The organism is Providencia sneebia DSM 19967 (assembly GCF_000314895.2).
GTDB lineage: Bacteria > Pseudomonadota > Gammaproteobacteria > Enterobacterales > Enterobacteriaceae > Providencia > Providencia sneebia.
On sequence record NZ_CM001773.1, the window covers coordinates 311,080 to 324,075 of the forward strand.

Sequence of the window (12,996 nt, forward strand, 5' to 3'; positions counted from 1 at the left end):
GCCATATTAATTCAAATATAAAATAAAGTAGAATTGATATTTTTATTAACTATCTGAATCATTTAGGAAATAGAAAATGTTATTGAATATAAAGAGAGATGATAGATATAGTTGAGCTATATTAATAGTTAATTTTAATTTCTTATACACTTTCATCATTTAACGTTATTTTTATTTATAAATAGCCTCCATAGATTTGAAAGTAATATTTATACAGATAAGAAAAATATTATCTCTATAATAGCTATTAAACTATTTTTAATATCTATAACTTGTTATTTTCATAAATGGATTAAACATAAAAGACAAGCCGCTAGGAGTACAAAAATACTCCTAGCGTGAAGATATGTGTGCAATTGAACGTGAATTAGTACAATTTTTTAGCGGTATCGTACCAATCTTTCTTGAAGACACGTTTCATATTCATTACGGCATCAATAATATCGTGATGGACTAATTTTTCATTTTGAATACCAACACAACGACCACCATAACCTTCAAGTAGCAGTTGGATTGAATATGCGCCCATACGCGATGCTAAAATACGGTCATAAGCAACGGGTGATCCCCCGCGCTGAATGTGACCCAGTACTGTTGCACGTGTTTCGTGATGTGTCTCTTTCTCTATATATTTTGCTAATTCATCAACATCACAAACATGTTCTGTGATAGCAACAATGGCGTGTCGTTTACCTTTTTCAATACCAAGTTTGATCTCAGAAAGGAGCTCTTCACGATCAAAAGGCATCTCATTTTCAGGTAAAACTAAAAACTCACATCCTCCGGCAATCGCAGCAGATAGCGTTAAATCACCGCAATAACGTCCCATAACCTCGACAATTGAAATACGTTTATGAGAAGTTGATGTATCACGCAAACGGTCAATTGCTTCAACTACCGTTTCAAGAGCAGTAAAATAACCAATGGTATAATCTGTACCCGCAACATCATTATCAATCGTTCCCGGCAAACCAATACACGGGAAACCAGCTTCTGTCAGTGCTTTTGCACCAAGGTAAGAACCATCACCACCAATAACAACTAGCGCATCAATGTGATTTTTTTTCAGATTATCAATGGCAACAGCGCGAACTTTTTCGTCACGAAACTGTGGAAAACGAGCAGAACCGAGGAAAGTTCCCCCACGATTTATCATGTCGGAAACACTGTAGCGATCGAGTTGTTTCATACGATTTTCATATAAGCCAAGGTACCCATCATAAATACCCATAACCTCTAAACCTTCACCCAATGCAGCACGAACAACACCACGGATTGCAGCGTTCATGCCCGGAGCATCACCACCACTCGTTAATACCCCAATTCTTTTAATCTGTTTGACCATGATGACCTCTGACTAATGAATATAAATTGCAAATCTATGAAGAGCACGGGCAATAGCACTGCATATTTCTCAGCTAATTCCGTTATAAATTGTCAGTGCTGAATTGATTCACCTAACATTATGATACGGTAAAGCGATGTTTATATCCCCACGCTTTAACGCTTTATTGTGATCTAGATTACATTATTCTCATTTAAAAGCTGTTTGCCGAGAAAACAAAGATTCACTATAGCTGGAGTTGCCTTACTTCGAAACAAAAATTAATCGCTAATATTAACATTTAATCAACACAAGTATTTGACATTAAGTATGAAAAGAATCATTGCTGAGGTGAGGTAATCTATAGTTTTCATCAGTTTTAAGTCAACATACTCGATTTATGACCTCAAATAGTTCAAAATAGCCTCAACAAAAAAGCTTCATCAACGAGTGTATACCAAGTTGATGAAGCTATATTTAAGACAAACTTTTTTCAATTATCTAATGGCTAAAATTATTTAGCATCCGCAGCAATACGTTCGCGGATATTCTGCGCACGTTCTTCGGAAGGTGGATGTGAATCAAACATACTGCTATCACCGCCGCCCAACTTAGCTAACTTCTCAAAACTGGTTACTAAACCATCAGTTTTAATACCCCGTTTTTTGAGTAAATCATAAGAGAAGTTATCCGCTTCACTTTCTTGATGTTGAGAAAATTGTGAATTAACCAATTTTTCGCCTAATGCAGCAATTTGAGAAGAACTTAACTGTTCAATTGCGCCGCCAGCAGATGCCGCAGCAGTGCGAGCTGCCACTGTCGCATAAGCAACTTGCATTGCTTTACGAGTATGACCTAATGCCACATGCCCCATTTCATGGCCCAGAACACCCTCAACCTCATTATCATTCATCATATCCATCAGACCGCTATACACACGCACACAGCCATTAGCCATCGCCCATGCGTTAACATCATCAGTCATATAAACTTTATAATTGACAGGAGTTCCATCGACTTCATTACCCAATGATTTAGCAATTTTATCTAAACGCTTTGCATATTTACTGGATGGTGGAGCAATTTTATTCTGAGCATCCATCTCTTGGCAGGACTGATCAGTTAATTGCTTAACATCAGCATCGCTCAATGTGGCAGCTTGGAATAATTGCATACCAGAGTTAGCCAACATCCCATGATCCAAGTTTTTACAACCCGCTAAGACAGCTGTGGCAACCGCAACTGCAATAAAAGCCTTCATTTTCATACAATAATTATCCTATGTAATTTTGTGTTCTTCTTTTTAAGCTTCAAGACTATAAATTTTGCAAAAAATAACAATAGGAATAAGGCGCAACTATCTATTTCATATAGTTTTCGTCCATTTCTTATGAAAATAGATTTATTGTCAGAATAATAAGCTGTGTTATTTGGAATAAAATATATGAAAATCAAAACAATCACTTTGTGATCATTCAGGTAAATTATGAATGGAATAGAAAAAGAAATAGATGATATGCCATATCTTAAATTGTTTGAATAATAGTTAAGCTTATTATCTTTCATTTTCAGATAAAGTTGCAGAACTTTAAACAACATCATAATCAACTTTTTGTTAGGCTTCATGGCGGGTGCTTGATCCTATTTGGTTCAAGCATTTTATGTAAGAACTAGATAAGAGAAAGCCTCGTTAATTATTTACATTTATGTAACAATCAACGAGGCGCACATCTTAACCTAACCAATTAAGATTGTGCCTCCTTGAAATTAAGGAGTCAAGGAAAATGACCAAGTATGCGCTTAACGCGCTAATTGTCGTCTGTGTGACGATACTGTGTTTCGTGTTACTAACAAAAGGCGAACTTTGTTCTTTTAGTTACAGTAGCGGGAATACAGTAGTTCAGGCGGAAAGATAATGCCTAGCGGGGAGCTTGTATATCCCCCGTTATTTTTCTTCTTCAATTGCTCTGGTTTAGGCTTCAAGCACCCTTTTCAAAACCATACTGTTTTCTTTTGTTGCGATGATTGTCATTTTTAGAGCAAAAAAAAAGCCCCTAAAAGGGGCTATAAAAGACAGGGATGGTGTCTATGGCAAGGAAAAACTTCACTTATTGCTACTTCACTACTATGGATCAAGAGATTTTTGGATCAAGAGATTCAGCTACGATAAAACAACTACATTGAATAACGTTTCACTGCAAAGCATTATATTGAGACATTTTTTGTTGATGTATCTGCTCAAGTTGTGTTTTCTGCTCTGGTGTCAATAACTGATATAACTCATGATGAATGCGAGCAATTTCAACACGCTTAGCTAACTCTTTCTGTAAACGCTTTTCTAGCTGTTCACGGATAGCCTTTTCATCAAAATGGTCAGCAACGATTAAATTATGTAACTCTTCTCGTTCCTGCACAGAAACTGGGGTTTCAAATTGAAAATGGCGCTGTGTTGCCATTAAATCGCGCAATTGCTGGCGCTGTTTTTCATTCAACGTGATACCATTAAACATAAATGTGCTAATGCGTTCTTCATTAGCTAATAAATCATAAGATTGAACCTGGGAGATGACTTGAACCGCCGTTGCTGGTTCATTTTGCATTTGTAATACTAAAGGAGCTGATGTATCGCTCGGTTGTGATAAATTTTCTTCTGTATTTCCAAATGCTGTTACTGATCCGATAATAAATGCAGAGGTTAACATCAACATTACTGTTGTCTGTGCTGTGCTTTGCATTCCTACTCCTTGTTCTCGGACAGTACCCGTGTTTCAATGTGAACAACTATACGCCAGTGGCTGCAAACTAGCGTCAGAGCATGTAAAAGAACGTAAAGTCATGGAATCATGAAGATTGTTATCGTATTTTGGCAGCTGGAGGACTTAAACACATGCATAAAATCCTATTAGTTGATGACGACCGTGAACTCACGTCGCTATTAAAAGAACTGCTCGAAATGGAAGGTTTCAATGTTGTCATCGCCTATGATGGTGAACAGGCATTACAACAAATTGACTCAACCATAGATTTATTATTACTTGATGTCATGATGCCGAAAAAAAATGGTATTGAAACATTAAAAGAGTTACGTCAAATACACCAAACGCCTGTCATTATGCTAACCGCTCGCGGTAGTGAATTAGACAAAGTGCTGGGGTTAGAGCTTGGTGCAGATGATTATCTCCCTAAACCATTCAATGACCGAGAGCTGGTTGCACGTATTCGTGCACTCTTGCGCCGTTCTAATTGGAGTGAACAAAACCCAGGTGATACAAGCAATACCCCTGTTTTACAAGTTGATAAATTACAATTAAACCCAGGTCGCCAAGAAGCAAGTTTTGATAATCAAATACTTGATTTAACTGGAACTGAATTCACCTTGCTATACTTGTTGGCGCAGCATCTTGGACAAGTTGTATCAAGAGAACACCTGAGTCAAGAAGTCTTAGGAAAACGATTAACTCCGTTTGACCGTGCCATTGATATGCACATTTCAAACCTACGTCGTAAACTTCCTGAACGCACCGATGGCCAGCCTTGGTTTAAAACTTTACGCGGCCGTGGATACCTGATGGTTTCAGCAACATGATAAATAGCTTAACCGCAAGAATATTTGCTATTTTTTGGTTCACCATGGCACTAGTCTTAATGCTAGTGCTGATGGTACCCAAGCTCGACTCTAGGCAGCTCACTGTTCTCACTGAAAGTGAGCAACGCCAAGGGAAAATGCTTGAACAACATATTGAAGCCGAACTGGCTCAAGCACCAATGAATGACCTACTTTGGTGGAAACGCATCTCTAATTCTATCCAAAAATGGGCACCACCAGGCCAACGACTAATCATTGTGACCAGTGAAGGCCGTGTTATTGGTGCAATGCCTAGCGAAATGCAGGTCATCCGTAATTTTATTGGTCAGTCTGATAATGCTGATCATCCGAAAAAGAAAAAATATGGTCGAGCAGAAATTCTTGGCCCATTTTCTATTCGTGATGGAGAAGATCATTACCAGCTATATTTAGTGCGCCCTGCAAACAGTCCGCAATCTGACTTTATTAACTTATTGTTTGACCGCCCATTATTATTGCTGATTGCAACGATGCTCATTAGTACGCCGTTACTACTTTGGCTGTCATGGAGCCTTGCTCGTCCTGCGCGTAAATTAAAAATGGCAGCAGATGATGTCGCAAAAGGTAATTTACGCCCTCATCCAGAATTAGAATCAGGCCCTCAGGAGTTTCTCTCTACAGGGAATAGTTTTAATCAGATGATTAGCGCTTTAGATGGCATGGTAACCGCCCAGCAACGTCTCATTTCTGACATTTCCCATGAATTACGGACACCATTAACTCGGCTTCAATTGGCAACTGCACTATTACGTCGTCGACATGGTGAAAGTAAAGAGCTGGAACGTATTGAAACAGAAACTCATCGTTTAGATAGCATGATTAATGACTTGCTTGTGCTATCACGTAGCCAACATAAAAATGAGATATTGAGAGAGAATATTAAGGCGGATGATTTATGGGGTGACATCTTAGATGATGCCAGCTTTGAAGCTGAACAAATGCATAAAACCTTGGAGGTTACATCACCACCGGGGCCTTGGCCTATCTATTGCAATCCATCCGCAATTGGTAGTGCATTTGAAAATATTGTCCGCAATGCCTTACGTTACTCAAATACGCATATTGCTGTTGTGTTCAAGGAAGAAAACAATGGCGTGCTAATTACGGTTGATGATGATGGTCCAGGAGTTAGCCCTGCTGATCGCGAACATATTTTCCGTCCGTTCTACAGAACAGATGAAGCACGTGACAGAGAAACCGGTGGTACTGGTCTTGGTTTGGCGATTGTTGAAACGGCTGTATCACAACATAAAGGTTGGGTTAAAGCTGACGATAGCCCACTTGGCGGATTGCGTTTACAAATTTGGTTACCTGAACATGGCAGGTAAGTTACGTTAAATCCCGTTATTAAGGCGCTTTAGACACTTTAATGTTAAAGCGCCTATTTTTTATTCATTTTATTAACCAAAACCATCTCTTAAGTAAAATTTATCAATTTAGACGGTGAATCGCCTAATCCAAGTTTGAATAAATCACATTAATCTGGTTGATATTAACCCTATAATAACCCAATCGAATATACATGGCACCCATCTTAAACCACCAAAATAGTCACAGAATTCTTTCCAATAAAAGATCACGTTAATAAAGAAAATACAAATTCACCCAGTAATTCCTTTATAAAGACTATTTATTTAAACCTAGATTGCTTATTATACTAAAAATTAGCGGTCAGATTAAATTTGAATCATAATTTAATTGCTGAATAAGTGTATTATTTAACAGCAAAATAGGTTGAATGATTTCATTTATTTTTAACGTATTTCTCTGTTTTTAGGTACAATTATTTTAGGTTTCGGCCAATTAGCCAATTGACATAGCTATTAATGAAGCAATCTGAAGTATGATAATGGTAGATACCAAAACTAAACGGACTCAATTCAACGGATTCATCAATGAAAAAAATAAAGCTAACAACCCTCGCCATCTTTACTTTATTAGGTTCAATGAGTGGTAGTACATTTGCCGGAGGATTAGTTCTGCCGGATAATAATTTACGTAGCGATTTAGCATGGCTCTCTGAGCGCAATGTTATCCAAATTAGCTTATCCACATGGCCGCTATCTTCTGAAGAAATCACCCGAGCATTGAATAATGCGAAAGTCACGAATGGTGAGCAAGACGCGATTATTCAACGCATCAAAAAACAGCTAAATCGCACAAGTAATAGTGTGCAACTACAAACCTATTTATCATCAGGTAAGCCTTCGATGCCGCAAGGCTTCGCACAAAGCGAATACAGTGATTATCGCTACACTGTAGCAGGTAACTATAATACCGATGATATTGACCTAAATTTAAAAGCTAATGCAGAGCGCGGTTTGCGTGTTGAAGATGGGTCTGACTACAACCTCAATGGCTCTTATGGTGGTGTGAAAATTTGGAACCAGTGGGTGACCTTTGGCCAAATTCCACAATGGTGGGGTCCAGGTCATGATGGCAGCCTAATTCGTACTGATGCCGCAAGACCCGTTACTGGCTTCTTATTACAACGCGCAGATCAAAGCCCATTTGAAACCCCGTGGCTTTCATGGATTGGTTCATGGCAATATCAACTTACCGCTGGGCAAATCAAACAATATTCATCTCAGCCTAACACCAAATTAATTGGCCTACGTATGACTATGAATCCAACTGATTTTGTTGAGTTGGGAGGTTCCCGCGTTGTCATGTGGGGTGGTGATGGCCGACCTGATAATTGGAACTCCTTCTGGAATGCCATGATCGGTAAAGATAACACAGGCGATGTTAACGATGATCCAGGCAACCAATTAGCCGGCTTAGATTTAAAACTCAAATTATATCCGCTTCTAAATATACCAGTCAGTGTTTATGGACAGATGATTGGTGAAGATGAAGCGGGTATGTTCCCATCTAAAAATGCATTTATGGCTGGATTTGAAGGCTACCACACCTTATGGGGTCAACCTTTAAATTGGTATATTGAAGGTGCCAACACACATACCGAATGGAATAAAAACGGTGTAATGTATACCCACTTTATCTATAAAAATGGTTATTATCAGCAAGGTTACCCTTTAGGCCATGCAATGGGTGGCGACGGTAGAATGCTCACCGCTAAAGTTGAATATACACTCGATGATGACAACCGCATTAGCACTCGCGTCATGCATGCTAAAGTCAATAAAGAAAGTGAGTGGCAAAACAAAGCATTTCCAAGATCTGAAACTATCACGGGTGCTGATTTAGGCTGGTGGCATAACTTTGATGATAAAGTAAATACTGATGCTAAAGTCTGGGTTTCCAAAACAGATTACAATACACGTGATGACCTTGGTGCATCTGTGATGGTATCTGTACCATTTAAGTGGTAATAAACTCAATAAAGCACCGAAAATTTTAATTCGGTGCTTTAATTTATAGAAGCATCAATGACTCTATTTGTGGAAATAATGAATAATAATGACTACTGGAATTAACTTATCTTTAATGACTAACTAAAAATGATTAAATATAAATCTCTTTGATAACATATATACATTACATATATTACAATACAAAATATAAGTGTTATTTATATTCCAACCCTATTTATCCCATTCCTCTAGCATACAAAATACTAATATAAAAATTTAGTCCAAACAATAAGTGAATATTATTCAATAATCAGGTAAGCATCCGCTCCTTAAAATAAAATTCGATATATTACTTAATAAGAGTCTAAATTGTATAACCTAATTAAATTATAAGCATATGCTAATAAAATCCCACACTAGATTAAGACTATTCTCTAAGGCTATCCCCTTAATAGTCATTCTCTATATTTAATGATATTATAAACCGCTTTTAAGTTATATAATCAACTTAGTTGAATAGCCCTATCGGGCTGATGAACAATTAAGAAATGCTTATCAATTGAGCGATTATGAAAAATGGTAATATTTTCAATTGATAAGCATTCAAGAAAAATTCAATGGTGCTCTGGGACCCGACAACCCAGTGCGGTAGCTATGGGTGTGTATAATTTATCAAGATGTTTATTTCCCCTCAGCGAAAACTTCTACTCCTTCATACATAATTAAATACCAAGGTTATCAGTGAAAATATTAGTTACTGGTGGTGCGGGTTTTATCGGTTCCGCAGTTATTCGTCATATTATAAATAATACCGATGATTCTGTTGTTAATATTGACAAATTGACTTATGCCGGCAATTTAGAGTCATTGACATCTGTTTGTGATAGCCCTAAATATACATTTGAGCAAGTCGATATTTGTGATTCTGCGGCTATAGTAAATTTATTCGAAAAGCATCAACCAGATGCCGTCATGCATTTAGCTGCTGAATCTCATGTTGACCGTTCTATTGATGGTCCTAGCGAATTTATTCAAACAAATATCGTTGGAACTTATACATTGCTAGAAGCTGCTCGCCAATATTGGAATCAACTCCCTTCTGATAAAAAAAGTGCTTTCCGTTTCCATCATATTTCTACTGATGAAGTTTACGGTGATTTAGAATCAACTACGGACTTGTTTACAGAAACAACACCGTATGCACCAAGTAGCCCTTATTCTGCATCAAAAGCATCCAGTGATCATCTTGTCAGAGCTTGGCAACGAACTTATGGCCTACCAACAATTATTACAAACTGTTCTAACAATTATGGTCCTTATCACTATCCAGAAAAACTGATCCCATTAATGATTTTGAATGCTTTAGAAGGTAAAGCATTACCTGTGTATGGTAATGGGCAACAAATCAGAGATTGGTTATATGTAGAAGATCATGCTCGTGCTTTATATAAAGTCGTCACCGAAGGAAAAGTAGGCGAAACCTATAATATCGGTGGACATAATGAAAAAGCGAATATCGATGTTGTTAAAACACTTTGCCATATCCTTGAAGAATTAGTACCGAATAAACCTAAAAATATTCAACAATATTCTGACTTAATTACTTATGTCACAGATCGCCCTGGCCATGATTTACGTTATGCCATTGACGCAACAAAAATCAAAAATGATCTTGGCTGGGTTCCAGAAGAAACATTTGAAACAGGTCTACGTAAAACTGTGGAATGGTATTTAGAAAATGCGAAGTGGTGTGAGTCAGTTCAGAATAATAACTATAATAGAGAAAGACTAGGGGCTTAATTGTGAAAGGAATTATTTTAGCGGGTGGCTCAGGTACAAGGCTATATCCAATTACTATGGGCGTTTCTAAACAATTACTGCCTATCTATGACAAACCAATGATTTATTATCCGCTATCAGTTCTTATGCTAGCGGGTATTCGTGAAGTACTCATTATCACTACCCCTGAAGACCAAAGTGGTTTTGAGCGTTTATTAAGTGATGGTTCTCAGTTTGGCATTTCAATTCAATATGCCGTTCAGCCAAAACCCGAAGGCTTAGCACAAGCTTTTATTATCGGTGAAGAGTTTATTGGTTCCGATAGTGTGTGTTTGGTATTAGGGGATAATATTTTTTGGGGTCAAGGTTTCTCACCAAAACTTTTAAGTGCAGCAGCTAATAAAAATGGTGCTACTGTTTTTGGTTATGAAGTACAAGATCCTGAACGATTTGGTGTGGTTGAATTTGATGCCAACTTCAATGCCATTTCTATAGAGGAAAAACCTCAAAAACCCAAATCAAAATATGCTGTCACTGGTTTATATTTCTATGATAATGATGTCATTAATATTGCTAAAAATATAAAGCCCTCAGAGCGTGGTGAACTAGAGATTACAACTGTAAATCAAATTTATCTAAAAAATAAAAAACTTAAAGTTGAGTTATTAGGTCGTGGATTTGCTTGGTTAGATACAGGTACACACGATAGTCTTTTAGATGCATCAAGCTTTGTTGAAACTATAGAAAAACGCCAAGGTTTTAAAATTGCCTGCTTAGAAGAAATAGCCTATCGCCAACAATGGCTAACAACAGAACAAGTATTAGCAACCGCAAATAAATGCAGAAAAAACAGCTATGGTGAATATTTAATCAATCTTATTGAGAAACAGTAATGAAACTAATTAATACTATTGAATTTAAAAAACTTGGTGATGAAAGAGGTTCGTTAGTCTCATTAGAACAAAATAAAAACATTCCTTTTGATGTAAAGCGTATCTACTACATTTTTGATACAAAAGAAGGTGTTTCTCGCGGATTCCATGCACATAAAGAATTAAGACAACTTGCAGTCTGTGTTCGTGGGAGTTGCCGTTTTATTATGGATAATGGTAAAAATAAAGAAGAATGTATTTTAAATTGTCCTCATACAGGTTTACTCATTGAGCCCATGCAATGGCATGAAATGTATGATTTCTCAGAAGATTGCATTATTATGGTATTAGCAAGTGATCACTATGATGAAAGTGATTATATACGCAATTATAGTGATTTCCTAAATTATAACAAAAATCTCTAGGTCAATATGATATTAAAATCTAAAACAGTAAAACTTCGCTTAGTCAATGATAGCGACGCCCCATTTATATTATCACTTAGATTGAATGAGACTTATAATAAATTTTTGTCCTCTGTAAATAATGATATTGAAAAACAAAGAGCTTGGATAAAAAACTATAAAAAAAAGAAAGTAATAATGAAGAGTTTTATTTTATAATCGAAACATTAGATGATGTACCTTGTGGTACTGTTCGAGTTTATGACATCAACAACGACTCTTTCTCCTGGGGAAGTTGGATATTAAATGAATCAAAAACTCGAACAGCAGCGATAGAAAGTGCATTACTAGTATATATATTCGGATTTGATATTAAAGGCTATTCACGTTGTCATTTTGAAGTAATGAAAGGAAATGAAAAGGTTATCTCATTCCATGAAAAATTCAATGCAAGAAAAATAAATGAAGATGACATTCATTATTATTATGAAATTTTTCCTGATGATATCATAAATATAAAAAACAAATTCCAAAATTATATTAAGTAGGTACTAAAATGATTCCTTTTCTAGATTTAAAATTGGTAAATAATCAATACAAAAAAGAATTAAAACAAGCAAGCGAAAGAGTTATCGATTCTGGCTGGTATATCATGGGTAAAGAGCTAGAAAGTTTTGAGCAAAATTTTTCAGCTTATTGTGGCACTAAGTATACAATTGGTGTCGCGAATGGTCTAGACGCTTTAACGTTAGTACTACGGGCATGGAAAGAACTCGGGAAATTAAAAACTGGGGATGAAGTAATAGTCCAAGCAAATACTTATATAGCATCAATTCTCGCAATTACTGAAAATGATTTAATCCCAGTATTTGTAGAACCCGACGTAAATACTTATAATTTATCTATCGAAAATATCAAATCTGCAATTACTAGTAAAACAAAGGTTATCTTACCTGTACACCTTTATGGTCAAATATCACCAATGACTGAAATCATGGCAATTGCAAAAAAACACAATCTATTAGTTTTAGAAGATTGTGCACAATCACACAATGCTAGTATTGATGGTAAAAAAGCAGGTAACTGGGGTGATGCAGCTGGTTTTAGTTTTTATCCAGGTAAAAACCTAGGAGCATTGGGTGATGCAGGTGCTATTACGACAAATGATGATGAATTAGCAAAAACGCTGCAAGCACTGCGTAATTATGGTTCACATCAAAAATATTTAAATTTATACCAAGGCGTAAATAGCAGATTAGATGAAATTCAAGCTGCAATGTTAAATGTAAAATTAAGGTATCTAGATAATGAAACTTTAATTCGTCAAAAAATAGCACTAACCTACTTAGAAAATATTAAAAACCCACTAATTAAGCTTCCCATGTCTGCTGAGGAATACAAAAAAAGTCAGCAAAACCATGTATGGCATCTATTTGTGATTGCAACAAATCATAGAGATTTGCTACAAAAACATTTGACAGAGAAGGGAGTTCAAACATTAATTCATTATCCTACTCCACCACATAAACAACAGGCATATAACCAATATAAAAATTTATCACTACCAATAACTGAAAAAATACATAACGATGTATTAAGTATACCAATATCTCCAACAATGACTCATGATGAAATATCTAAAGTAATTGAAGTATGTAATTCATTTGTGATTTAA

12 protein-coding genes are annotated in these 12,996 nt (G+C 36.3%); 9 read left to right on the forward strand and 3 right to left on the reverse strand.

The window, feature by feature from the left end; all coding sequences use genetic code 11:
• Positions 1-367: 367 nt before the first annotated feature.
• Positions 368-1,345 (reverse strand): 6-phosphofructokinase, encoded by a 978-nt coding sequence (pfkA, locus tag OO7_RS01095; RefSeq protein ID WP_008914113.1) that lies wholly within the window; start codon positions 1,343-1,345, stop codon positions 368-370.
• Between the two features lie 493 nt (positions 1,346-1,838).
• Positions 1,839-2,591, reverse strand: a complete 753-nt coding sequence (loiP, locus tag OO7_RS01100; protein ID WP_008914114.1) for a metalloprotease LoiP — start codon at positions 2,589-2,591, stop codon at positions 1,839-1,841.
• 517 nt (positions 2,592-3,108) lie between these two features.
• Between loiP and OO7_RS16315 the strand changes: the two genes are divergently transcribed.
• Positions 3,109-3,240: a Hok/Gef family protein gene (locus OO7_RS16315; protein ID WP_008914116.1), complete on the forward strand. Its 132-nt coding sequence runs from the start codon at positions 3,109-3,111 to the stop codon at positions 3,238-3,240.
• A 276-nt stretch (positions 3,241-3,516) separates the two neighbouring features.
• Here OO7_RS16315 and OO7_RS01110 read toward each other — a convergent pair whose 3' ends face one another.
• Positions 3,517-4,059: a Spy/CpxP family protein refolding chaperone gene (locus OO7_RS01110; protein ID WP_008914117.1), complete on the reverse strand. Its 543-nt coding sequence runs from the start codon at positions 4,057-4,059 to the stop codon at positions 3,517-3,519.
• A gap of 152 nt (positions 4,060-4,211) precedes the next feature.
• Between OO7_RS01110 and cpxR the strand changes: the two genes are divergently transcribed.
• The 8 genes from cpxR (at position 4,212) to OO7_RS01150 (ending at position 12,996) form a co-directional block, all read left to right on the forward strand.
• Entirely contained in the window at positions 4,212-4,910 is a 699-nt protein-coding gene (gene cpxR / locus OO7_RS01115; protein WP_008914118.1) for an envelope stress response regulator transcription factor CpxR, read from the forward strand.
• Positions 4,907-6,277: an envelope stress sensor histidine kinase CpxA gene (gene cpxA, locus OO7_RS01120; RefSeq protein WP_008914119.1), complete on the forward strand. Its 1,371-nt coding sequence runs from the start codon at positions 4,907-4,909 to the stop codon at positions 6,275-6,277. Before cpxR ends, cpxA begins: the two co-directional genes overlap by 4 nt.
• 567 nt (positions 6,278-6,844) lie before the next feature.
• Positions 6,845-8,284: a capsule assembly Wzi family protein gene (locus OO7_RS01125; RefSeq protein ID WP_008914120.1), complete on the forward strand. Its 1,440-nt coding sequence runs from the start codon at positions 6,845-6,847 to the stop codon at positions 8,282-8,284.
• A gap of 723 nt (positions 8,285-9,007) precedes the next feature.
• Complete coding sequence (gene rfbB, locus OO7_RS01130) at positions 9,008-10,066, forward strand: dTDP-glucose 4,6-dehydratase (protein ID WP_008914121.1); 1,059 nt, start codon at positions 9,008-9,010, stop codon at positions 10,064-10,066.
• A 2-nt stretch (positions 10,067-10,068) separates the two neighbouring features.
• Complete coding sequence (gene rfbA, locus OO7_RS01135) at positions 10,069-10,938, forward strand: glucose-1-phosphate thymidylyltransferase RfbA (protein ID WP_008914122.1); 870 nt, start codon at positions 10,069-10,071, stop codon at positions 10,936-10,938.
• Positions 10,938-11,342, forward strand: coding sequence for a sugar 3,4-ketoisomerase (locus OO7_RS01140; protein ID WP_008914123.1), 405 nt, complete (start codon positions 10,938-10,940; stop codon positions 11,340-11,342). The genes rfbA and OO7_RS01140 overlap by 1 nt, the downstream gene beginning before the upstream one ends.
• 197 nt (positions 11,343-11,539) lie before the next feature.
• Positions 11,540-11,869, forward strand: coding sequence for a hypothetical protein (locus tag OO7_RS17590; protein WP_419177237.1), 330 nt, complete (start codon positions 11,540-11,542; stop codon positions 11,867-11,869).
• 8 nt (positions 11,870-11,877) lie between these two features.
• A complete protein-coding gene (locus tag OO7_RS01150) occupies positions 11,878-12,996 on the forward strand; it encodes a DegT/DnrJ/EryC1/StrS family aminotransferase (protein WP_008914124.1) in 1,119 nt (372 codons plus the stop codon).

What these genes read in the sequence shown, in the direction of transcription:
- pfkA (WP_008914113.1), bottom strand. Translation starts at nt 1,345, where the DNA reads ATGGTCAAACAGATTAAAAGAATTGGGGTATTAACGAGTGGTGGTGAT.
- loiP (WP_008914114.1), bottom strand. Translation starts at nt 2,591, where the DNA reads ATGAAAATGAAGGCTTTTATTGCAGTTGCGGTTGCCACAGCTGTCTTA.
- OO7_RS16315 (WP_008914116.1), top strand. Translation starts at nt 3,109, where the DNA reads ATGACCAAGTATGCGCTTAACGCGCTAATTGTCGTCTGTGTGACGATA.
- OO7_RS01110 (WP_008914117.1), bottom strand. Translation starts at nt 4,059, where the DNA reads ATGCAAAGCACAGCACAGACAACAGTAATGTTGATGTTAACCTCTGCA.
- cpxR (WP_008914118.1), top strand. Translation starts at nt 4,212, where the DNA reads ATGCATAAAATCCTATTAGTTGATGACGACCGTGAACTCACGTCGCTA.
- cpxA (WP_008914119.1), top strand. Translation starts at nt 4,907, where the DNA reads ATGATAAATAGCTTAACCGCAAGAATATTTGCTATTTTTTGGTTCACC.
- OO7_RS01125 (WP_008914120.1), top strand. Translation starts at nt 6,845, where the DNA reads ATGAAAAAAATAAAGCTAACAACCCTCGCCATCTTTACTTTATTAGGT.
- OO7_RS01140 (WP_008914123.1), top strand. Translation starts at nt 10,938, where the DNA reads ATGAAACTAATTAATACTATTGAATTTAAAAAACTTGGTGATGAAAGA.
- OO7_RS01150 (WP_008914124.1), top strand. Translation starts at nt 11,878, where the DNA reads ATGATTCCTTTTCTAGATTTAAAATTGGTAAATAATCAATACAAAAAA.